The sequence below is a fragment of the Streptomyces sp. NPDC002004 genome (assembly GCF_053593975.1).
This window is the reverse complement of sequence record NZ_JBSFDP010000004.1, coordinates 174,340-195,554: the sequence shown is the minus strand read 5'-3', so window position 1 is coordinate 195,554 and position 21,215 is coordinate 174,340. Positions and strand designations below refer to the sequence as shown.

19 protein-coding genes and 1 tRNA gene are annotated in these 21,215 nt (G+C 72.4%); 13 read left to right on the top strand and 7 right to left on the bottom strand.

What is annotated here, in order from left to right; all coding sequences use genetic code 11:
* The first annotated feature begins 180 nt into the window (after positions 1-180).
* The 8 genes from ACWCP6_RS09245 to ACWCP6_RS09210 all read left to right on the top strand — a co-directional run bounded on the left by ACWCP6_RS09245 (position 181) and on the right by ACWCP6_RS09210 (position 5,443).
* Entirely contained in the window at positions 181-723 is a 543-nt protein-coding gene (locus ACWCP6_RS09245) for a tRNA adenosine deaminase-associated protein (RefSeq protein ID WP_450931746.1), read from the top strand.
* 60 nt (positions 724-783) lie between these two features.
* Positions 784-1,272 (top strand): tRNA adenosine(34) deaminase TadA, encoded by a 489-nt coding sequence (tadA, locus tag ACWCP6_RS09240; RefSeq protein ID WP_450931940.1) that lies wholly within the window; start codon positions 784-786, stop codon positions 1,270-1,272.
* A 112-nt stretch (positions 1,273-1,384) separates the two neighbouring features.
* Positions 1,385-1,469 (top strand) — tRNA-Ser (locus tag ACWCP6_RS09235).
* 473 nt (positions 1,470-1,942) lie between these two features.
* A complete protein-coding gene (locus tag ACWCP6_RS09230) occupies positions 1,943-2,119 on the top strand; it encodes a hypothetical protein (protein ID WP_450931745.1) in 177 nt (58 codons plus the stop codon).
* A gap of 30 nt (positions 2,120-2,149) precedes the next feature.
* Positions 2,150-2,443 carry a Dabb family protein gene (locus ACWCP6_RS09225; RefSeq protein WP_450931744.1) on the top strand — a complete coding sequence of 98 codons (294 nt, stop codon included), beginning with the start codon at positions 2,150-2,152 and terminating at the stop codon, positions 2,441-2,443.
* A gap of 169 nt (positions 2,444-2,612) precedes the next feature.
* Positions 2,613-3,476, top strand: a complete 864-nt coding sequence (locus ACWCP6_RS09220) for an RNA polymerase sigma factor SigF (RefSeq protein WP_450931743.1) — start codon at positions 2,613-2,615, stop codon at positions 3,474-3,476.
* A 242-nt stretch (positions 3,477-3,718) separates the two neighbouring features.
* Complete coding sequence (locus ACWCP6_RS09215) at positions 3,719-4,588, top strand: RNA polymerase sigma factor SigF (RefSeq protein WP_450931742.1); 870 nt, start codon at positions 3,719-3,721, stop codon at positions 4,586-4,588.
* Between the two features lie 90 nt (positions 4,589-4,678).
* A complete protein-coding gene (locus ACWCP6_RS09210) occupies positions 4,679-5,443 on the top strand; it encodes a hypothetical protein (protein WP_450931741.1) in 765 nt (254 codons plus the stop codon).
* A 27-nt stretch (positions 5,444-5,470) separates the two neighbouring features.
* On the opposite strand, the gene ACWCP6_RS09205 is transcribed toward ACWCP6_RS09210, so the two are convergent.
* Positions 5,471-5,671 carry a hypothetical protein gene (locus ACWCP6_RS09205; RefSeq protein WP_450931740.1) on the bottom strand — a complete coding sequence of 67 codons (201 nt, stop codon included), beginning with the start codon at positions 5,669-5,671 and terminating at the stop codon, positions 5,471-5,473.
* 988 nt (positions 5,672-6,659) lie between these two features.
* Here ACWCP6_RS09205 and ACWCP6_RS09200 point away from each other — a divergent pair.
* The 4 genes from ACWCP6_RS09200 (at position 6,660) to ACWCP6_RS09185 (ending at position 11,404) form a co-directional block, all read left to right on the top strand.
* Positions 6,660-7,214, top strand: coding sequence for a MarR family winged helix-turn-helix transcriptional regulator (locus ACWCP6_RS09200; protein WP_450931739.1), 555 nt, complete (start codon positions 6,660-6,662; stop codon positions 7,212-7,214).
* Positions 7,215-7,227: 13 nt separating this feature from the next.
* Positions 7,228-9,783, top strand: a complete 2,556-nt coding sequence (locus ACWCP6_RS09195) for an MFS transporter (protein WP_450931738.1) — start codon at positions 7,228-7,230, stop codon at positions 9,781-9,783.
* Between the two features lie 313 nt (positions 9,784-10,096).
* On the top strand, positions 10,097-10,918 hold the full coding sequence (locus ACWCP6_RS09190; protein WP_450931737.1) for a YceI family protein: 822 nt from the start codon (positions 10,097-10,099) through the stop codon (positions 10,916-10,918).
* 9 nt (positions 10,919-10,927) lie between these two features.
* Positions 10,928-11,404, top strand: a complete 477-nt coding sequence (locus tag ACWCP6_RS09185; protein ID WP_450931736.1) for a PPOX class F420-dependent oxidoreductase — start codon at positions 10,928-10,930, stop codon at positions 11,402-11,404.
* A gap of 126 nt (positions 11,405-11,530) precedes the next feature.
* On the opposite strand, the gene ACWCP6_RS09180 is transcribed toward ACWCP6_RS09185, so the two are convergent.
* The gene (locus ACWCP6_RS09180; RefSeq protein ID WP_450931735.1) at positions 11,531-12,310 is read right to left on the bottom strand and encodes a TetR/AcrR family transcriptional regulator; all 780 of its coding nucleotides are present in this window, start codon (positions 12,308-12,310) and stop codon (positions 11,531-11,533) included.
* A 253-nt stretch (positions 12,311-12,563) separates the two neighbouring features.
* Positions 12,564-14,072, bottom strand: coding sequence for an MFS transporter (locus ACWCP6_RS09175; RefSeq protein WP_450931734.1), 1,509 nt, complete (start codon positions 14,070-14,072; stop codon positions 12,564-12,566).
* A gap of 161 nt (positions 14,073-14,233) precedes the next feature.
* On the opposite strand from ACWCP6_RS09175, the gene ACWCP6_RS09170 reads away from it, so the two are divergent.
* The gene (locus ACWCP6_RS09170) at positions 14,234-15,139 is read left to right on the top strand and encodes an endonuclease/exonuclease/phosphatase family protein (protein WP_450931733.1); all 906 of its coding nucleotides are present in this window, start codon (positions 14,234-14,236) and stop codon (positions 15,137-15,139) included.
* On the opposite strand, the gene ACWCP6_RS09165 is transcribed toward ACWCP6_RS09170, so the two are convergent.
* The 4 genes from ACWCP6_RS09165 to ACWCP6_RS09150 are packed head-to-tail and all read right to left on the bottom strand — an operon-like array spanning position 15,136 to position 21,141.
* On the bottom strand, positions 15,136-17,379 hold the full coding sequence (locus ACWCP6_RS09165; protein WP_450931732.1) for an ArnT family glycosyltransferase: 2,244 nt from the start codon (positions 17,377-17,379) through the stop codon (positions 15,136-15,138). The genes ACWCP6_RS09170 and ACWCP6_RS09165 overlap by 4 nt on opposite strands.
* Before the next feature lie 2 nt (positions 17,380-17,381).
* Positions 17,382-18,683 carry a glycosyltransferase gene (locus ACWCP6_RS09160; RefSeq protein WP_450931731.1) on the bottom strand — a complete coding sequence of 434 codons (1,302 nt, stop codon included), beginning with the start codon at positions 18,681-18,683 and terminating at the stop codon, positions 17,382-17,384.
* Positions 18,684-18,709: 26 nt separating this feature from the next.
* Positions 18,710-20,347 carry a HAMP domain-containing sensor histidine kinase gene (locus tag ACWCP6_RS09155; protein WP_450931730.1) on the bottom strand — a complete coding sequence of 546 codons (1,638 nt, stop codon included), beginning with the start codon at positions 20,345-20,347 and terminating at the stop codon, positions 18,710-18,712.
* A gap of 38 nt (positions 20,348-20,385) precedes the next feature.
* Entirely contained in the window at positions 20,386-21,141 is a 756-nt protein-coding gene (locus tag ACWCP6_RS09150) for a response regulator transcription factor (RefSeq protein ID WP_450931729.1), read from the bottom strand.
* Between the last annotated feature and the right edge of the window lie 74 nt (positions 21,142-21,215).

Here is a 21,215-nt window from a genome sequence, read left to right as displayed (position 1 = left end):
CGGCCGTGATCGGCGAATCCGCGAGACGCGACCCAGACACAGGGCACGGAAGACCTCTCCTCAACGCCTTGTTTCTGCCACGATTCCGAGTGGGCGGGGCCTTCAACAGCAATTCCCCGTCCGCAGCCTCCGCCGGGGGGAACCCCAACCGGCACGCCTAAGACCAGTGGGAGAGTCACGGTGTACTTCGCCGCACTGCTCGCGCGCACCGAAGACGGGTGGGAAGCGAGCGACACGGAGCTCGACGATGTGGAGACCCTGTCGGATCTGACCGACCTTGCCCGCGAAGCGTCGGTCGACGACGACACGGTGCTCGTGCTCATCGAGCAGGAGAACGTGTGGTTCGGCCTCGTCCGAGTGGAAGGCGAGGACGACCCTCGTATCTACGTCTCGGACGCGGCCGCCGCAGCCCGCAGCTCGTACGGAGAGATCCTGCTCACGGACGAACTGCTCGGCCGCGAACCCGAGGGCGCGGACGTCGACGACCTGGACGCGCTCGACCTCGACGGCACCGAGGAGGGCGAGCCCGACGACGCCTCCGGGGACCGGGACGACGTCGGCGGGGACGCCGACGCCATGCCGTCCGGACCGATCGGGGACACCGGGATCCTGGCCGACCTCGGTGTCGACGAGAAGGACCTGCTGGCCCTCGGCGGCGGCGACGCGCTCAGCGAGATCGCCGACGTCCTGGGCGCGGCGGAGGTGTTGGAGACCGTCCGTTAGGTTCCCCGGGTGAGCACTCCGCACCCCGATCCCGGTCCCGATCGCGTACGCCCGGATCCGATGCACCCGGATCCCGCGGGACCCGGTCACGATCCCGTACGCGACCGCTGGCGGGCGCCGATGCGCCGAGCCCTGGACGAGGCCGAACTGGCCGTCCGGGGCGGCGACGTGCCCGTCGGCGCCGTCGTGCTGTCCGTCGACGGGTCGGTGCTGGCGGTCGGGCACAACGAGCGCGAGGCGACCGGCGATCCGACCGCGCACGCCGAGCTCCTGGCGATCCGCAGGGCCGCCGCGAAGCTCGGGGAGTGGCGGCTGACCGGCTGCACGCTCGTGGTCACGCTCGAACCGTGCACGATGTGCGCGGGCGCGATCGTGCAGTCACGGGTGGACCGTGTCGTGTACGGGGCACGCGATGAGAAGGCCGGGGCCGCCGGCTCGCTGTGGGACGTCGTACGCGACCGTCGGCTCAACCACCGCCCCGAGGTCGTCGCGGACGTTCTCGCGGACGACTGCGCACGCCTGCTGACCGAGTTCTTCCGGGGCCGCTGACCGGCCCGGCCGGCCCCTCCGGCCCCCCGGGGACGGCTTCGGAAGGCGGCCGGAGGCCGTCCTCGGGAAACGGATTTCAGAGCACGGCCCAACGTGGGCTAGGATCTCCCTCGGTAGCGTGTCCGAGCGGCCGAAGGAGCTCGCCTCGAAAGCGAGTGTGGCGCAAGTCACCGAGGGTTCAAATCCCTCCGCTACCGCTTGCAGAAGGGCCCGGTCCAATGGACCGGGCCCTTCTCGTTCTTCCGCCCCGTCCAGGCCCCGCACCACATGATCGCCCTCGCGTTCCGCCCCGGAGCGATCCGCCGTCCGGACCGGGCCGCCCCCCTACCGAGTGATCCTTCGGCACTCCGCACACCGGGCGGCCGGGACACCCGCTGTCGGCGACCGGCCGGTTCACCTGCACGAACCGTGCCGTCGGGACGGAGCCGCCGACCGCTCGCCGCCCGACCTGCCGGCGCCGCACCCGCCGAAGCCCCCGGCAGGCGCCGCCCGGAGCACCGCACGCGACGCACCGCGGGGAGCGGAGGGGCAGGCCGTGCGGGCCGCCCCCGCGCCCACGGTGTCCCATCCGTGACGAAGGGCTCCGCCGCACGGCGTAACCCTTCTTGTAGCTTGTACTACCTGTACGGGACCCGGAAGGCGGGTTGCAGCAGGCAGGGGAGGCCGGAGCGTGGTGCAGAGCAAAAAGATCGGACTCTATGTACTGGTCGTCTTCGTGCTCTACGTCATCATCACGGACCCTGCCAAGGCGGCCGACTACGTACAGATAGGGTTCGAGGGCATTTCGAGCGCCGCTCAGGCCATAGGCGACTTCATGACGTGGATCGCCAACGGCGGCAAGAGCTGAGCGGCGGGCCCGCGTCGCAAGGAGCGCCCCATGATCCGCCACCTGGTCCTCTTCAAGCTCAACGAGGGCGTCGAGCGTGACGACCCGCGTGTCGTCGAGGGCGTGAAGGCCTTCCGGGCGCTCGGCGACCAGATCCCGGAGCTGACGTTCTGGGAGTGCGACTGGAACATCTCCGACCGCCCCATCGCCTACGACTTCGCGATCAACTCCGCGGTCGAGGACACCGATGCGCTGAAGCGCTATCTGGAGCACCCGGCCCACCAGGCCGGGGTGGCCCTCTGGCGAGAGTTCGCGACGTGGGTGATCGCCGACTACCCGTTCTGATCCCCGGCACGGATGAGCCCCCCGCCTACCCGGCAGGGGGCTGTTTCATGCCCAACTGACCCTCAACACGGTGTTATGCGGTGCTTGCACACAGTGCACATGTCTTGTGATGCTATGACCGCTTTTGACGGATGAGTTGAAGGTTAGTCGTCGAACATGTCGTAAAGGGGTGGCGTTGACCGTGCCGGCCAGTACCGCACCTCAAGCACCGCCCCAGGAGGAAACCTCGAGGAGCGAGGCGCCCGCCACAGGCGAGACACCCCCGAGGAGCCGGGGCGCCGACACCCGGGCGCTGACCCAGGTGCTCTTCGCACAGCTCAAGGAACTGGACCCGGGCACGCCCGAGCACACCCGGGTACGGGGGGCGCTGATCGAGGCGAACCTGCCGCTCGTGCGGTACGCGGCCGCGCGCTTCCGCAGCCGCAACGAGCCGATGGAGGACGTGGTCCAGGTCGGCACCATCGGGCTGATCAACGCGATCGACCGCTTCGACCCCGACCGCGGTGTGCAGTTCCCGACCTTCGCCATGCCGACCGTCGTCGGCGAGATCAAACGATACTTCCGCGACAACGTCCGCACCGTCCACGTACCGCGGCGGCTGCACGAGCTCTGGGTACAGGTCAACGGCGCGACCGAGGACCTGACGACCACCTTCGGGCGCACCCCCACGACCGCCGAGATCGCCGAGCGGCTGCGCATCACCGAGGAGGAGGTGCTGGCCTGCATCGAGGCCGGACGCTCCTACCACGCCACGTCGTTGGAGGCCGCCCAGGAGGGCGACGGACTGCCCGGCCTGCTCGACCGCCTCGGCTACGAGGACCCGGCGCTCGACGGCGTCGAACACCGCGACCTGGTGCGCCATCTCCTCGTCCAGCTCCCCGAGCGCGAGCAGCGCATCCTTCTCCTGCGCTACTACAGCAATCTGACGCAGTCGCAGATCAGCGCGGAACTCGGGGTGTCACAGATGCACGTGTCAAGGTTGCTCGCACGGAGCTTTGCGCGCCTCAGATCCGCAAATCGGATCGAAGCGTAACCGTAGAGGGTGGTGTGCGCCGGCGCTCTTGCCGACAGCAACACCGCCTCCGGGCCGCCGAACCCCCTCTGCCCTGCGCGTACTCGCTCCATACATGTCGACATGTCACTACAGCGTGTTGCCGACATGTGACATTCTGCTGGAACCGCGTTTGCCGCGGCCCCGCCGCCGGTATTCAGGTGGAGGCTGCGTTCCTCGGACGGAGCGCCGGCCGCGACCGTCAGCGACCTCAAGGGGGTGGCATGTCCGCAGACCAGGGCAGCTCGAAGGTGCTCACGCTCACCGAGAGCGACTCCGCGCCGGACAACGTGCTTCAGGGCCTTCCGGCGCCGGGTCCGGAGGCCATCGACACCCGCACCCTGTCCCGCTCCCTGTTCCTGCGGCTCGCCGCACTGGACGCCAAGGGGGGCGACAGCCCCGAACGCGCATACGTCCGCGACACCCTGATCGAACTGAACCTCCCGCTCGTGCGGTACGCGGCGGCGCGCTTCCGCAGCCGCAACGAGCCCATGGAGGACATCGTCCAGGTCGGCACCATCGGGCTGATCAAGGCGATCGACCGCTTCGACTGCGAACGGGGCGTGGAGTTCCCGACGTTCGCGATGCCGACGGTCGTCGGCGAGATCAAGCGTTTCTTCCGCGACACCTCCTGGTCGGTACGGGTCCCGCGCCGCCTCCAGGAGCTCCGGCTCGCCCTGACGAAGGCCAGCGACGAGCTCTCGCAGAAGCTGGACCGCTCGCCCACCGTGCCCGAACTCGCCGCCGCACTCGGCGTGTCCGAGGAGGACGTGGTCGACGGCCTCGCCGTCGGCAACGCGTACACGGCGTCGTCCCTGGACTCGCCCGCACCCGAGGACGACGGCGGCGAGGGCTCCCTCGCGGACCGCCTCGGCTACGAGGACAGCGCACTGGAGGGCGTCGAGTACCGCGAGTCCCTCAAGCCGCTGCTCGCCCAACTCCCGCCCCGCGAACGCCGCATCATCATGCTGCGCTTCTTCGCCAATATGACGCAGAGCCAGATCGGCGAGGAGGTGGGCATCTCGCAGATGCACGTCTCGCGGCTGCTGACGAGGACCCTTGCGCAGCTCAGGGACGGCCTCATCTCGGACTGAGCCGCCTGCGGGCCGCTCGGACGGTCGGAGCCCCACCGGGACCCCGTACGAGCGGTTCCCATTTGACGCCCCGTCAGACACACTGGCGCGATGCGACGACCAGCGTGGGCGCAGGGCCGCAGAGGCGCCGTGGCCGGTGCCACGGCAGTGGTGGTGTGTCTGGGCGGCCTCGTCGCCGCGACCACGGGCGGCGACGGCCACGCGGGCTATGTGGCGACGGGTTCGGCCGGGGCGTACACGGGCCCCTCGCGGAACGTGGCACCGACGGACGGAGTCCGGCTGGTCCCGCTCGACCGCGCCGACGCAGGAAAGGGACCCGACGGCACCGCATCGCCCACCAGGAACCCTGCACCGCCCGATGGCCCGGACACCTCCGGCACTCCGGACGCCCGGGCGGAATCAGGCGGTACGACGCACTCCCCCGGTGCCGGAGGGACGTCCGCACCGGGCGGGTCCGGCACCCGGCAACCCGGGTCGCATCCACCGAGCACTCCTCCGGGCAGGGACCACCCGGGCACCGGCTCGCCGAAGCCGACGACGCCCGGCGCCCCGGCGGCGCTGAGTGTCGGCACACCGGACCGCACCCCCGGCGACCATCGCTGGTGCGAGGACGTGACCGTCGCCTTCCGCAACACCGGCGGCACACCCGTGCGTTCGGGCACGGTCACCTTCGGTACGCACATCATCGGCGCCCTCGGCATCGACTGGGCGACCATCGAGACCGCCGAGGACCTGCCCGTGCCGATCGCCCCCGGGAGGACGAGGAAGAAGACCTGGACGGTCTGCGTCGACTCCTGGCGCGTACCGCTCGGCATGCACATCGAGACGCGGGACGTCTCGGTCGACTGGAAGTGAGCGGGGCGTGGGCGCCGCCGCGGACGGCTACTTGAGCGCGAGCCAGGCCACGACGGCGACGATCGCCACGGCGACGACGACGCCGACGATCAGGCCCACGCGGGGGCCTGAGGAAGCCGCCGCCCGGGGGGCGGCCCGAGGGGCGCCCTCGTCGACGAACGCGCGGAACATCTGGGTGCTGCCCGCGGGGTCGTAGTTGCCCTCGGGGCCCTGGTGGTTCTGTGCCATGGCTCTGGACCCTAGCGAAAACGTTGCACCGGCCCAAGCCCTGGGGTCCCCCACTGCACGTTTCCTCCCCAGTTCCCCGGCACCACGTCTCCCCACGCCGGAGCCACCCCGCAGGCGGGCCCCGCCCCCACCTCACACCGGACCCCGGCCCCGCAGCGGACCGCGCCCCGGGCACCCCCTCCACGGCACCCGGAGCCGTGCCCTGCCCCTGGCGCCGCATCGCCCCGGCCCTCCCGGCACCACCACACGGCGGGTCCCCAGCACCACCTCCACGCCACACGCCGCTTCCCCGGCACCGGGGGCTGTGCCCACCCTCCCCCAAGCTCTCGACTGCTCCCCCAAGCTCTCGCCTCCTCCCCCAAGCTCTCGACTTCGCTCGAGCAGGGGGCACCCCCATGAGCAGGGGGCACCCCCATGAGCAGGGGGACCCCCATCGCCCTAGGGGGCACCGCCCAGGCACCAGGGAAGGAACGACTGCCCACAGCGGCAGCGGGAGCCGCAGCACGCCCCCTCCCGCACCGTCGGCGCAGCCCCACGGCGGCGCGGCCGCCCTCCGGCACGAGGGGGCGTGGCGGGACCTCCGCCCGCAGCGGCCGGCGCGCAGGTACCGGGTCGCCGGACGTGTGACGGAGGCGCGCCGGTCCGAGGACGGAGGTCCCGGCGCGCACCCGACCCACCACGGACAGACGGCGCACCACCCAGGCGCCGCACACCAGCACGCGCCCCGCCCCACCACGAACAACCGGGCAGCGGCGCCGGCCGCGGTGCCGCACAAGGGGTATCGGGGGCAGCCCCCGCCGGGCGGCTTCCGCGCGGTGGGCGTTGGGCGGCGGGCGGCGGGCGGCGGGCGGCGGGGCGCGACTCCACTCAAGGCGCCCCCGCCAGCCCTCCCTTTGCCGGGATTTTAATGCCTTACGCAACCATTTAATTTGCCTGCGGCAACCAAACGCCCTATGGTTGCTGCAAGCAATCAAATATGGGAGGTGCGATGGCCGCCCGAGGCCAATTCGAGGAGCTGGCTCGGCAGCTCAGTGCCATCGGCGCCGTGAAGCGTGACCTCGCGCGGATCCTGCCGCACGACTGCCCGTCCGGAGCCGCCGGCGTGCTGACCCTGCTGGGCCGGTACGGCGAGATGCGGATGAGCCGGCTCGCGGAGCTGCTCGCCGTCGACATGTCGGTGACCAGCAGACATGTCGCCCATCTGGCGGAGCGCGGCTGGATCGACCGGATCCCCGACCCGGCCGACAAGCGGTCGCGGATCGTACGGCTGACCGGCGCGGGCGAGCAGCAGCTCGTCGAGCTCTCGGAGCGGACGGCGCAGCTGCTCGCGTACCGGCTCGGCGACTGGAGCGACGACGAGGTCGGCCGGCTCATCGAGCTGATGGCCCGGCTGCGCGAGAGCTTCGGCGACTGCCGGTCGTCCCCGAGGTTCCCCTACCCGGGCGCGGACCTCGCGGACACCGCAGCGGATGTCGCGGCCGCCGCAGCGGTCATCGCGGACACCTCACCCATCACAGACCTGACCACCCGTACACCCGCTTGAGAAAAGGAAGTCCATGGCAACGACCACACCAGCCGGTGTGCGGGGCAGCCATGCCAAGCACTCTGGAGCGCCGGACGGCGCTCCGATGACACACCGCCAGATCATGGAGGCACTGTCCGGGCTGCTGCTCGGCATGTTCGCCGCCATCATCTCGTCGACGATCGTGTCCAACGCACTGCCGACGATCATCAAGGATCTCGGCGGTGGCCAGAGCGCCTACACCTGGGTCGTGACCGCGTCGCTGCTCGCGATGACGGCGACGACGCCCCTGTGGGGCAAGATGGCCGACCTGGTCAGCAAGAAGGCGCTCGTACAGATAGCCCTGTGCGTGTACATCGCCGGCTCCGTCGTGGCCGGTCTCGCCCAGAACCCGGGCATGCTGATCTCCGCCCGTGCCATTCAGGGCATCGGCGCCGGCGGTCTGTCCGCCCTGGCGCAGATCATCATGGCCGCGATGATCTCCCCGCGTGAGCGCGGTCGCTACTCCGGCTACCTCGGTGCCACCTTCGCCGTCGCCACCGTCGGCGGTCCGCTGCTCGGCGGCGTGATCACGGACACCAGCTGGCTCGGCTGGCGCTGGTGCCTCTACGTCGGTGTGCCGTTCGCGCTGATCGCGCTGGTCGTGCTGCAGAAGACGCTGCACCTGCCGGTGAGCAAGCGGAAGGTCAAGGTCGACTGGGCGGGCGCCTTCTTCATCACCGCCGCCGTCAGCCTGCTGCTCATCTGGGTGACCTTCGCGGACGACAAGTACGACTGGCTGTCGTGGCAGACGTACACGATGGTCGGCGGTTCGGTCCTCCTCACGCTGGTCTTCCTCTTCGTCGAGACCAGGGCGAGCGAGCCGATCATCCCGCTGCGCCTGTTCCGCAACCCCACCATCGCGCTGGCCTCGCTGGCCTCCCTCTTCGTCGGTGTCGCGATGTTCGCGGGCACCGTGTTCTTCAGCCAGTACTTCCAGCTGGCGCGCGACAAGTCGCCGACGATGTCGGGTGTGATGACCATCCCGATGATCGCGGGGCTGTTCGTCTCCTCGACCGTGTCCGGCCAGGTGATCACCAAGACCGGACGGTGGAAGTCCTGGCTGGTGGTCGGCGGTGTCCTGCTGACCGGCGGCCTGGGGATGCTCGGCACGATGCGGTACGACACCCCGTACTGGCACCTCGCGATCTACATGGCGATCATGGGCCTCGGCATCGGCATGATGATGCAGAACCTGGTCCTGTCGACCCAGAACCAGGTCGCCCCGCAGGACCTCGGCGCGGCCAGCTCCACGGTCACCTTCTTCCGTTCGCTCGGCGGTGCGGTGGGCGTCTCGGTGCTCGGCTCCGTCATGGCCACCCGGATCACCGACTACGTGAGGGACGGCCTCGCCGAACTCGGCCCCAAGGGCCGGGCCCTGGGCCACGCCGGCACCGGCGGTGGCGGCATCCCCGATCTGGACAAGCTGCCCGCGCCGTTCCGCACCATCATGGAGAGCGCCTACGGGCACGGCATCGGCGACGTCTTCCTGTACGTCGCGCCGATCGCGTTCCTCGCCTTCCTCGTGACGCTGTTCATCAAGGAGGTTCCGCTGCGTACCGCGGGTGGCCTGGAGCAGGCCGCGGCGAACGCCGCGCCGGCCGAGGCCACGGCCGCCCCCCTGGCGGCCGAGACCGCCGCCCCGGTCCAGGAGGAGAAGGTCCCGAGCTGGGCCGTCGCGTCCACCGAGCCCGCCGGTGAGGGCTCCGAGGCCCTCGAGGGCACCCAGCGGCTCGCCGCCGTGGCCACCGTCGCCGCGGCTGCGGACGGCGCGGCCGGGTCCGCCGGCGGCGGGATACCCGTGCGCGGGTTCGTCCGCGGCGCCGAGAGCGCACCGGTCGCCCGGGCCGCCGTCACGCTGATCTCCCTCGGCGGACGCCAGCTGGGCCGGTCGGTCGCGCAGGCCGACGGCGCCTACGCCCTGGACGCGCCCGGCGCCGGTTCGTACGTCCTGATCGCGTCCGCCGACGGCTTCCAGCCGCAGGCCTCCACGGTCGTCGTCGCCGACGAGCCGGTCGCCTACGACATCCTGCTGAGCGGCACCAGCGGCCTCAGCGGTGTCGTGAGGTCCGCGGAGACGGGCGCACCGGTCGTGGGCGCCATGGTCATCGTCACCGATGTCCGCGGCGACGTCCTCGCCACGGGAACCACAGGCGAGCAGGGCGAGTTCGCCTTCGGCGAGCTGGTGCCCGGCCTCGTGACCATCGCCGTCAACGCGGCCGGTCACCGGCCGACGGCCCTGCCCGTCGAGGTCGGCGGCACCGGGGTCACCCGGGTCGAGGTCGAGCTGAACTCCGGCGCGCAGGTGCGGGGCACCGTACGGGCCGGCGGGGTGGCGCTCACCGACGCCCGCGTCACGCTCGTCGACGCGGCCGGCAACGTCGTCGGCACCGCGACCACGGGCACCGACGGGGCGTACGCCTTCGGCGACCTCGACGGCGGCGAGTACACGGTCATCGCGACGGGTTACCCGCCCGTGGCGACCGCGCTCACCGTGTCGGGCCGCGGAAGCGACGCCCACGACATCGAACTCGCCCACCCGGGCGAGTGACGGACCCCGGGCCGTGAGCACCGTCCGACGAGCGGAGGCGGCGCCCATGGCCCGGACCGGGCGCCCCCAGGGTGGGCCACGGGTTGGGACGGCCCGCCCCACCCGGGGGCGCCTTCTCTTTCTGCCGAAACCGTCCCGCCGCGGGCAGCCGTCCCGCAGCCGATCCCCCCGTGGCGGGCGTCCCCGGCCGATCCCCCGTGGGCAGCCGCCCGCAGGGCGATGGGGGCGCCCCGGTGCCGGGCGCCCGGAAGGCGACGACCACCGGCTCCCCGGCCCGGGCACCGCAACACCAACCCAAGGAGACCCTCCGGCAATGGCGCTGACCGCAACAATCCGTACACGCGACGGCTGGGCCGTCCCCCACGCGGTCGTGACGGTGACCGACATGACCGGCGCCCAGGTACTCCGCGCGGAGGCCGACGCCCAGGGCTCGGTCCGGGACGCGACCACGCTCACGCCCGGCCCCTACACCGTGATCGTCACCGCCGTCGGTTACGCCCCCGTCGCGTCCACCGCGCTGGTCACGGCCGGCGGCCGCGCGGAGGTCGGCCAGGTGGTGCTGGCCCGTCAGGGCGGCAGCGAACTCCCGCCGCCCGGACCCTGGACCATCGACCCCGCGCACTCCGCCGTGGGCGCCGTCGCCCAGCACCTCGGGATCTCCAGCGTGCACGGGCGGTTCACGGACTTCGGCGGACGGATCGAGATCGCCGCGGACGACGTGGAGAAGTCCCGTGTGGAGGCGGTCATCCGCGCGGCGTCGATCGACACCGGCAACGGCATGCGGGACCGGCACCTCACGTCCCCGGACTTCCTGGACGTGGAGCGGTACCCGGAGATCACGTACCGGTCCACTGGCATCGGTCCGGCCGGCGCCGACCGCTGGACGGTGCACGGGGAGCTCGGCATGCACGGTGTCGTACGGGACGTCGACCTGGACCTGTCGTACCTGGGCACCGGCCCCGACCCGTGGGGCGGTGTGCGCGCCGCCTTCCGCGCCACCGCCGAACTGCGCCGCGAGGACTTCGCGATGAACTACAACCAGGTGGTCCAGGCCGGCATCTCGGCCATCGGCACGACGCTGAAGGTCGAACTGGACATCCAGGCGGTCCAGGGCGAAACGCTGCCGGGCGCGTAGGGTGCCCGCATGGCACCCCACATCGCTACGAACACCCCGGTTTCGCTGGACGAGTTGCTGGACTTCGTGCGCCCCCGGCACCGGGCGATCCTGCTGACGCGGCGCGGCGACGGGTCGCCCCAGGCGTCACCCCTCACCTGCGGTGTCGACGACTCCGGCCGGATCGTGGTCTCCACCTACCCGGAGCGGGCCAAGACCCGCAACGCCGCCCGGGATCCCTGGGTCAGCGTCCTGGTCCTCAGCGACGAGTGGAACGGCCCCTGGGTCCAGATCGACGGCACGGCGGAGGTGCTGGACGCCCCGGACTCCGTGGAACCCCTCGTCGAGTACTACCGGAACATCGCCGGCGAGCACCCGGACTGGGACGAGTACCGTGCCGCGATGCTCAAGCAGGGAAAGTCGATCATCCGGATCACCCCGGAGCGGTGGGGCCCCGTGGCCACGGGCGGCTTCCCCGCACGGCTCGCCGAGCCGGAGGGCTCCTGACGGGACGACGGCACCGCCCTTCCGGAGTTCCTCACCGGGGGACAGTGCCACCCTTCCGAGGCTCCTCACCGGAGGAAGGTGCCACCCTTCCGAGGCCTCGTGCCCGGGAGGGTGACGCGGCGCCGCCTACTCCCAGGCCCGCTCCACCATCGCCTCGATCCCGGCGATCAGCAGGTCCAGGGCGAACACGAAGTCGCGTTCCCGCATCTCCTCGACGGTGTCGCCGCCCCGCGCCTCCATCATGGCCGTGGCCTCCTGGACGACCTCGGCCACCTCTATCTTCGTCGTGATGGTGGACATGGCCTCGCGGTAGAACTCGTCCTGGCTCACCCCCGCCGCCTCGACCCGCTCGACGAAGTGGCCCTCGATCGTGCCGAAGCCGTACACGAACTGGAAGACGGCCGCGATCGCCCCGGCCCGGCCGTGCACCGGCAGTCCGCTCCCCCGGATCACACGCTGCACGGCCAGCGAGAAGTCCAGGGAGTGCGGCCCGATGTTGAGGAAGGTGCCGGCGAGGGACGACGCCCACGGATGCCGTACCAGCATCGACCGGTACTCCGCGGCGAGCGCGCGCAGCTGGTCGCGCCAGTCGGCCGGCGAGTCGGCGGGAGGCAGCCGCAGTTCGCCGAAGACCGTGTCGAGGGCGAGTTCGAGGAGGTCGTCCTTGGTGTCCACGTACCAGTAGACCGACATCGCCGTGACGTTCAGTTCCGCCGCGAGGCGGCGCATCGAGAACTTGGCGAGTCCCTCCGCGTCGAGCAGCCGCACGGAGACCTCGGTGATGTGGTCCCGGTCCAGTCCGGACGGCTGGTCGCTCCTGCGCGTCGCGCCACCGCGGGGCGCCTTGTCCTGCAGCCAGACACTGCTGCGCGCCGGACGTCCGGCCCGGTCGGCTGCCCTCACCATGCCGCACCTCTTCTCGTCTTGCCTGAGCCGATGCTATGCGGGAGGAGCCTTCCCGGTAGCCCGGAGGTCAAGGCGCCGGGCGTGCCCCGCCGGGAGGCCGGAGAGCCGACCGCGCCCCGTATCGAGATCAACGCGCCAGGGGCGCTCCCCGCTCAAGGGTCCGCGCGCCGGATGCGCGCCCCTCGGACGATGGGTGCGCCCGGCGCGCTCCGGGACGGCCGCCGCGCGCTGACTGTGCGCGGCGGCCGCCGGGTCACGCCCCGGGGCGCGCCCCCGCCGCCGCCCTGCGCAGCAGCGCCGCCGCGAGGAGCCCGCCCAGGAGCACCGCGGCCGCGCCGACCAGTTGGCTCGTCTGGAGGCCCTGGGCGAAGGCATCGGCGATGCGGTGCCGCTCGCCCGAGGAGTGCGTTGCGGCCAGGGCCGCCGGGAGGGAGGCGGCGGAGACGGCGACCAGGGACGCGAAGCGGGCGTTGAGGACCGCGCCGAGGACGGCCACGCCGAGCCCGTTGCCGAACTCGGCGAGCGTGCCGTTGACGCCGGCGCCCACGCCCGCCTTCTCCGGCGGGATCGCGCCCATGATCGCGTTGGCCATCGCGGGCATGGCGAGCGCGATGCCCGCGCCCATCACGATCAGGCCGGTGAGCATGCCCCCGTAGCCGCCGTCCGTTCCGGAGCTGAGCAGCGCGATGGCCGCCAGGCCCCCGGCGAGCATCGTCATGCCGGCGGCGATGGTCACGGGGGTGCCGAGCCGGGGCATCAGCCGGGCGCCGACGCCGGTGAGGTTCAGCGCCACGACGGTGAGGGCGAGCGGGGCCGTGCGCAGACCCGCTTCCAAGGGGCCGTACCCGAGGACGAACTGGAGGTGCTGGGTGAGGAGGAAGAGCGAACCGCCCATGCCGAAGGCCACCAGGATCGCCCCGGCGACCGCGCCGGTGAACTGCTGGTTGCGGAAGAAGTGCATGTCCAGCATGGGGTGCGGGGTGTGCAGTTCCCAGAGCACGAATCCGACGAGGACGGCGGCCGCGACGCACCCGGACACCAGGACCCGGACCGACGTCCAGCCGTCCACCGGGCCGGAGATGATCGCGTAGACCAGCGCCGCCATGCCGACGGTGGACAGGAGCGCGCCGAAGATGTCGGGGCGGTCGCCCTGGGGGTTCTTCGTCTCGGGGACCAGCCGCAGGACGGCGGCCAGCCCGAGCGCCGCCACCGGGATGTTGATCAGGAACAGCGACCCCCACCAGAAGTGGTCCAGCAGGAAGCCGCCGAGCAGCGGTCCCGCGGCGAAGCCGAGCGAACTGACCGTCGACCAGAGGGCGATCGCCCTGACGCGCTCGGCGTCGTCGAAGATCTGCATGACCACGGCGAGCGTGGTCGTCATGAGCAGCGCCCCGCCCACGCCCATGCCGGCGCGGGCGGCGATCAGCTGCCCGGCGTTCTGCGCGAAGGCGGCGACCAGCGAGCCGGTGCCGAACAGCGCGAGGCCCGCGGCCAGCATCTTCTTGCGGCCGTAGCGGTCCGCCGAGCTTCCGGCGGTGAGCAGCAGGCCCGACTGCACCAGCGAATAGGCGTTGATCATCCACTGGATGTCGGCGGTGGAGGCGTCCAGTGCCCGGGTGAGGGACGGGATGGCGACATTGAGGACGGTGTTGTCCAGCAGCACGGTGAGCTGGGCGAGGCAGATGACACCCAGGATCAGCCAGCGCCGGGGGTGGCCCTGAGGGCCCGGCCGGGTCGGGGTCTCGGCGGTGGTCGCCGTCATGTCGATTCCTCTACGGTGTATGGGGACGGAAGACTTACACCGTAGAGGGCCCCTCGTACGCCGTACAACCGGGTTTTGTCCGATACGGTTCCGCACGCACGCCCTGAGGTCCGCGACACCACCAGGTCGAGCCGAGGAGCCGAGGTCGAGTGAGAAGCCGGATGTCACCGCGTCGACGGCGCACCCTTCCCTTCCTGCTGGCCATGGGCTTATGGGGGGCGCTCGCCGCGCCTCCCGCGCAGGCGCACGACGGGCCGGGCGGCGGGGGACCCGGTGCGGCGGCCGTTCCGCTGCGGGTCGCGACGTACAACATCCATGCGGGTGCCGGGATGGACGGCGTCCTCGACCTCGACCGGCAGGCGGCCGCCCTGCGCGACCTGGACGCCGATGTCGTCGGGCTCCAGGAGGTCGACGTCCGGTGGGGGGCGCGCAGCGAGTGGCGCGACGTCGCCGCCGAGCTGGCACGACGGCTGGACATGCATGTGTTCTTCGCGCCGATATACAGCCTCGATCCGCCGCAGGAGGGTGCTCCACGGCGGGAGTTCGGGGTCGCCGTGCTGTCCCGGTATCCGGTGACGGCTGCGGAGAACCACGACATCACCCGGCTGTCCACGCAGGACCCGAACCCGGTCCCGGCACCGGCACCCGGATTCGCCGAGGTCGTCGTCCGTGCACGGGGGCTGCCCGTGCACGTGTACGCCACGCACCTCGACTACCGGCAGGGTCCCGCGGTCCGGATCGCCCAGGTCGCCGATATGCGGCGCATCATGGCTGAGGACTGCGACAGGCCCGGGCGGTGTCCGCGGCAGGTGCTGCTCGGCGACTTCAACGCGACGCCGGACGCGCCCGAACTCGCCCCGCTGTGGCAGGAGCTGGCCGACGCGGGTCCGGGACCGGAGGCGGGTTCCGCGGGGTACACGTTCCCGGCGGACGTGCCGGTGAAGCGGATCGACTACGTCGCCGTGTCACGGCGGGACGTCCGGGTGTGCGACGTGGCGGTGGCCGAGACGCTCGCCTCGGACCACCGCCCCGTCGTGGCGGACCTGTTGCTGCGGCGGGGCCGCTAGGGGATGTCCTTCTTGCGGGTGAGGTCGTAGAAGGTCGCGTCGCCCACCTTGACCTTCTTGAAGGTGGCCTCCACCCAGGTGGTGATCCGGGAGGCGGTGCCGCCGGACCGGCCCCCGGGGCCGCCCATGCCGCCGCCCCGTCCTCCGGAGGACGACAGGAAGTAGTGGATCCGTCCGTCCTCGACGTACTGCTTGAACTGGGCGAGCGTCGGGGACGGGTCGCTGCCGTTGAACCCGCCGATCGCCATCACCGGGGTGCCGGTGGCGAGTTGGTAGCTCGCGGCGTTCTGGGAGCCGACGGTCGCGGCGGTCCAGGTGTAGTCGCCTGCGCCGTCCTTCAGCATCGCCTCGGCCCGGGCGCTCACGCTCGGGCCGTCGAGAAGGCCTCCCATCGCCCCGCTCCTGCCGCCCCGCTCGCCCGGCAGGCGGCCTCCGCCGGGGAGTCCGCCGGCGCCGGGGCCGGTTGCGGAGTTCCCGCGGCCCGGCACGGGCGGCTGCGCCCCGGCGGCACCGCGACCCGCGCCGCCGTTCCCGCCGCCCGGACCCGGGAACTGTCCCATGCCGCCGCCCGGAGCGTTCCCCCCGGGCCCACCGCCCATGGCGCCACCCGGACCACCGGTGCCACCCGCCGCGCCACCGCGACCGCCCATGCCGCCCGCAGCACCGCCGGGACCGCCCATGCCGCCCGCAGCACCGCCGGGACCACCGGCCCGCGGCCCGCCGCCCGGGCCGCCCATCCCGCTCGCCCCCGCCGGACCCGCCGTCACGATCGAGCCCGTGTGGCCCGTGTTCACCGTCGAGAGGGTGTACGCCAGCGGAGCCGCGAGACAGGCCGTCAGACTCAGCGCCACCGCCGTGAGCGCCGCACGGCGGCCCAGCTGCGGTGCCAGCAGCAACCCCAGCGCGCCCCCGATCCCCGCGACGAGCACGGCCCAGCGCAGCCACGGCAGATAGTCCGGGGTGCGGTCGAGCAGAACGTACGCCCAGATCGCCGACACCGCCACCGTCCCGGCCAGCACGAGCCTCGGCCACAGGCGGGTGCGCTCCTCCCAGAGGACCGTCGCGCCCATGCCGACGAGCGCCGCGATGTAGGGCGCGAGCGCCACCGTGTAGTACTGGTGGAAGATCCCGGCCATGAAGCTGAAGACGGCGGCGGTCGCCAGCAGCGCCCCGCCCCAGGCGAGGAAGGCCGCCCGGACCGCATCCGTCCTCTTCGCCCGCCAGGTCAGCGCGATGCCCGCGGCGAACAGGATCAGGGCGGCCGGCAGCAGCCACGCGATCTGGGCGCCCACCTCCGCGCCGAACATCCGGGTGAGGCCCGTCTCGCCCCACTGGCCGCCCGCGCCGCCGCCGGGCCCGCCGCCTCCGCCGACGCTGCCGGTCTCGTCGCCGTTGATACGGCCGAGGCCGTTGTAGCCGAAGGTCAGCTCCAGGAACGAGTTGTGCTGCGAGCCGCCGATGTACGGGCGCGACGAGGCCGGCCAGAGCTCCACCACCGCGACCCACCAGCCGCCCGCGGCGACGGTCACCAGTCCGGAGAGCAGCAGCTGACCCGCGCGCCTGAGCGGACGCACCGGCGCGCACACCGCGTACAGGACCGCCAGCGGCGGCAGGATCAGGAACGCCTGGAGGGTCTTGGTGAGGAAGGCCAGGCCGACCGCGACGCCCGCCCACACCAGCCACCGGGTGCGCCCGTCCTCCAGTGCGCGCAATACGCAGTACACCGTGACGGTCATGAGGAGGGTGAGCAGCGCGTCCGGGTTGTTGAAGCGGAACATCAGCGCGGCGACCGGCGTCAGCGCGAGCACCGTGCCCGCGATCAGCCCCGCGGCCGCACCGAACCGGCGCCGCACGGCCCCGTACAGGACGGCGACCGTGGCCACGCCCATCAGCACCTCGGGGACGAGGATCGCCCAGGACGAGAGCCCGAAGACGCGGACCGACAGCGCCATCGGCCAGAGCGCCGCCGGCGGCTTGTCGACCGTGATCGCGTTCCCCGCGTCCAGCGACCCGAAGAAGAGGGCCTTCCAGGACTGGCTGCCCGCCTGAACGGCCGCCGAGTAGAAGGAGTTGGCGTATCCCGAGGCGCTCAGGTTCCAGAGGTAGAGCAGCGCGGTGACGAGGAGGAGCGCGGGGAGCGCGAACCGGGACGGTTCCTTCCCGCCCCCGCGGGCGGTCGTCGCGCCGGAGGCACCGTGCACGGCACCCGCCACCGGCTGCGGGGAGGTCTGGGAGTACATGGTCAACGTCGTTCCCTCCGGTCACTCTGCCCGTACGCCGGCTCCGGCTCCGGGAACACCCAGGCCCGCAGCAGCAGGAACCGCACCACGGTCGCCGCGAGGTTCGCGGCCACCAGCACCGCGAGCTCCGTACCGTGGGACGCCGCACCGCCGGCCGCCGCGCCGAGGGCGGCGAGCGAGCCGCTGGTCAGGGCGAGGCCGACGCCGAACACGACGAGCCCCTGCGCCTGGTGCCGCACCGCGCGCTCCCGGCCGCGTACGCCGAAGGTGAGCCGGCGGTTGGCCGCCGTGTTGGCGACCGCCGAGACGAGCAGCGCCAGCGCATTGGAGATCTGGGCCCCCGCGGCCGTGCGGAAGACGGAGTACAGCAGCAGATAGAAAAGCGTGGACAGCGCGCCCACCACGCAGAAGCCGACGAGCTGGCGGGCCAGTCCGCGCGGTACGCCGGGCACCTCGCGGTCGCGCGGATCGTCCCCGAAGGGCCGGGCGAGCCGGTCCAGGGGCAGCGCGCCCACGGCGAGCGCACGGCCCACCCGCCAGACCCCCTTGAGGTCCTCCGTCGCCGTCCGCACGATGTGCACCGTCGATTCGGGGTCGTCGACCCAGTCGACCGGCACCTCGTGGATCCGCAGCCCGGCCCGCTCGGCGAGCACCAGCATCTCGGTGTCGAAGAACCAGCCGGTGTCCTCGACGAGCGGCAGCAGCACCCTCGCCACATCGCGCCGGATGGCCTTGAAGCCGCACTGGGCGTCCGAGAAGCGCGCGGCGAGCGAACCGCGCAGGATCAGGTTGTAGGCGCGGCTGATGAGCTCCCGCTTGGGCCCGCGCACGACCCGCGAACTGCGGGCCAGCCGTGAGCCGATCGCCAGGTCCGAGTGGCCCGAGATCAGCGGGGCCACCAGTGGCAGCAGGGCGTTCAGGTCGGTCGACAGGTCGACGTCCATATAGGCGAGTACCGGTGCGTCCGACGCGGACCAGACGGCCCGCAGCGCTCGGCCGCGGCCCTTCTGCTCCAGCCGGACGTACCGGACCCGGTCGTCGGCGTCCGCGAGCCGGGCCGCGACCTGGGGGGTGCGGTCGGTGGACGCGTTGTCCGCGATCGTGATGCGGAAGCGGTAGGGGAAGGTACGGGCGAGATGGTCGTGCAGCCGCAGCACGCACGGCTGGAGGTCCTTCTCCTCGTTGTAGACGGGGATCACCACATCCAGAACCGGTACGCCGCCGTCCGTGCCCACCGGGACGGGGCACCGGGCCGGCAGGGCGCCCGGGGCGGACCCGGTGCCGGGGAGAGAGTCGGTTTGCATGGCACCGACACTCGCCAAGTGCCCTGTCAGGCCTGTGTGGTGAGCCTGTGGCGGGGCTGTGAGTACGGGACGGGGCCGGTGGGCCGGCCGGCGGGGGCGTGCGCGCCCGGGGCCGGTGCGCCCGGGGCGTGCGCCGGAAGATGCACCGTGAAGACCGTGCACCCGGGCACGCTGTCCACCGTCACGGCGCCCCCGTGCGCGGCCGTCACCGCCTGGACGATGGCGAGTCCGAGCCCGGTCGACCCGGAGGCGCGCGAGCGCGAGGAGTCGCCCCGCGCGAACCGTTCGAAGACGTGCGGCAGCAGCGCGGGCGGGATGCCGGGCCCGTCGTCCTGGACGTCCAGGCACACCCAGGGCTCGTGCCGGTGCACGCGCGCGGTGACGGTGGTGCCCGGGGGCGTGTGCGTACGGGCGTTGGCCAGCAGATTGACCAGGACCTGGTGCAGGCGGGCGGGGTCGGCGAGGACGAGCTGGGGCTCGTCGGGCAGGTCCAGGCGCCACACGTGGTCCCGCCCGGCGGCGCGGGCGTCGGCGACGGCGTCCACGACCAGCGGGGACACGTCGGTGGTCTCGTACGAGAGCGGGCGCGCCGCGCCCCCTGCCGCCGCCTCTCCGGCGGCCTCGCTCGCGTCGAGGCGGGCGAGCAGCAGCAGATCCTCGACGAGACCCGTCATCCGGTCGGCCTCGGACTCGATGCGCCCGAGGGCGTGCCGGGTGTCGGGCCCGGTCGCCTCCCGGCCCCGCCTCGTCAGCTCGGCGTACCCGCGGATCGACGCGAGCGGGGTACGCAGTTCGTGGCTGGCGTCGGCCACGAACTGGCGCACCCGTGTCTCGCTGCGCTGGCGCGCGTCGAGCGCGGCGTGGACGTGGTCCAGCATGCGGTTGAGCGCGGCGCCGACCTGGCCGACCTCGGTGCGCGGGTCGGCCTCGGCGTCCGGGACGCGTTCGTGCAGGGCCACCTCGCCGCTGTGCAGCGGAAGTTCGGAGACCCGGGTGGCGGTGGCGGCGACCTTGCGCAGCGGCCGCAGCGCGACCCCGACCATCGCGACGCCCGCGATCCCGGCGGCGATCAGACCGGCGCCGGTGACACAGACCTCGACGAGGACCAGCGTGCCGATGGTCCCCTGCACATCGTTCTCGGGGAAGCCGATCACGGCCGATCCGTCGCCGGTGGACCGGACGCGGTAGTCGCCGAGCCCGGGCAGGGTGATGTCGTGCGGGAGGCCGTCCCGCGGCACGGACGTGAGCACGGCGAGCTGGTCCGCGGTCAGGGACGCCAGGTGCGAGGAAGGCAGCGAACCGGTCCCGTCGATGCTCTTCGCGCCGCTGGTGAACCGTCCGTCGGGACCGGTGCGGGTGCCGACGGTGCCCAGCGGCTGGCCCGGGGCCGCCACGAAGTCCAGCCTGCCGCGGTCCCGCTCCATGTCCCGCTCGGGATCGGGCAGATGCTCCGCACGCTGCACGGCCACCCTGAGCTGGTCGTTCAGCCGCTGGTAGAGGAAGGACTGCACGGCGAGTGTGGTGACCGTGCCGATCACCGCGGCGACGACGGCGATCAGGACGACGGCCGAGACCACGAGCCGGGTGCGCAGCGAACGGGGCGACCGCCGCCCCGCTCTCGGGGGGCGACGGCCGTGTCCGCCGGAACCGTGGTCCCGTGTCACCGTGCGGCGATCATGTCCGCCGGACTCCCGGCCGGGTCTCACGGGGCGACGGCCGGGTCGACCGCCGGCTTGATCAGGTATCCGGCGCCCCGCCGCGTGTGGATCATCGGCTCCCGGCCGGCGTCTATCTTCCGCCGCAGATAGGAGATGTACAGCTCGACGACGTTGGCCTGTCCGCCGAAGTCGTAGCTCCAGACCCGGTCGAGGATCTGTGCCTTGCTCAGCACACGGCGCGGATTGCGCATGAGATAGCGCAGCAGCTCGAATTCGGTGGCGGTCAGATGGATGGACTCCCCGCCGCGCGACACCTCGTGACTGTCCTCGTCGAGGGTCAGGTCGCCCACCATCAGCAGGGACTCGCTGCGCCTGTCGGCCGCGCCCGCCCGCCGGATGAGTCCGCGCAGCCGGGCGACGACCTCCTCCAGGCTGAACGGCTTGGTCACATAGTCGTCGCCGCCCGCGGTCAGCCCGACGATCCGGTCCTCGACGGCGTCCCGCGCCGTCAGGAACAGCACGGGGACGTGGGGCTGTTCGCGGCGCAGCCTGCCGAGCACGGCCAGCCCGTCCATGTCGGGCAGCATCATGTCCAGCACGACGGCGTCGGGACGGAACTCGCGCGCGGTCTGCACCGCGGCCGCCCCGTCCCCCGCACTGCGGATCTGCCAGCCTTCGTAACGCAGGGCCATGGACAGCAGCTCGGTGATCGCCACCTCGTCGTCCACGACAAGCACCCGGACGGGGCTCCCGTCCGGCCTCAGCAGTTCGGTACGCCCCTGGGGCGCGGTCGCGGTCATGCCCCACAGACTGCGCCGCGGCTCTGAGAACGGCCTTGCCGGAACCTGTGAAATCCCTGAGAAAACCCCGGCGG

Coding starts and splice junctions, on each gene's coding strand:
- tadA (WP_450931940.1), top strand. CDS start 784: ATGCACCCGGATCCCGCGGGACCCGGTCACGATCCCGTACGCGACCGC.
- ACWCP6_RS09225 (WP_450931744.1), top strand. CDS start 2,150: ATGATCCGCCACCTGGTCCTCTTCAAGCTCAACGAGGGCGTCGAGCGT.
- ACWCP6_RS09215 (WP_450931742.1), top strand. CDS start 3,719: ATGTCCGCAGACCAGGGCAGCTCGAAGGTGCTCACGCTCACCGAGAGC.
- ACWCP6_RS09210 (WP_450931741.1), top strand. CDS start 4,679: ATGCGACGACCAGCGTGGGCGCAGGGCCGCAGAGGCGCCGTGGCCGGT.
- ACWCP6_RS09205 (WP_450931740.1), bottom strand. CDS start 5,671: ATGGCACAGAACCACCAGGGCCCCGAGGGCAACTACGACCCCGCGGGC.
- ACWCP6_RS09200 (WP_450931739.1), top strand. CDS start 6,660: ATGGCCGCCCGAGGCCAATTCGAGGAGCTGGCTCGGCAGCTCAGTGCC.
- ACWCP6_RS09195 (WP_450931738.1), top strand. CDS start 7,228: ATGGCAACGACCACACCAGCCGGTGTGCGGGGCAGCCATGCCAAGCAC.
- ACWCP6_RS09190 (WP_450931737.1), top strand. CDS start 10,097: ATGGCGCTGACCGCAACAATCCGTACACGCGACGGCTGGGCCGTCCCC.
- ACWCP6_RS09185 (WP_450931736.1), top strand. CDS start 10,928: ATGGCACCCCACATCGCTACGAACACCCCGGTTTCGCTGGACGAGTTG.
- ACWCP6_RS09180 (WP_450931735.1), bottom strand. CDS start 12,310: ATGGTGAGGGCAGCCGACCGGGCCGGACGTCCGGCGCGCAGCAGTGTC.
- ACWCP6_RS09175 (WP_450931734.1), bottom strand. CDS start 14,072: ATGACGGCGACCACCGCCGAGACCCCGACCCGGCCGGGCCCTCAGGGC.
- ACWCP6_RS09170 (WP_450931733.1), top strand. CDS start 14,234: ATGTCACCGCGTCGACGGCGCACCCTTCCCTTCCTGCTGGCCATGGGC.
- ACWCP6_RS09165 (WP_450931732.1), bottom strand. CDS start 17,379: ATGTACTCCCAGACCTCCCCGCAGCCGGTGGCGGGTGCCGTGCACGGT.
- ACWCP6_RS09160 (WP_450931731.1), bottom strand. CDS start 18,683: ATGCAAACCGACTCTCTCCCCGGCACCGGGTCCGCCCCGGGCGCCCTG.
- ACWCP6_RS09150 (WP_450931729.1), bottom strand. CDS start 21,141: ATGACCGCGACCGCGCCCCAGGGGCGTACCGAACTGCTGAGGCCGGAC.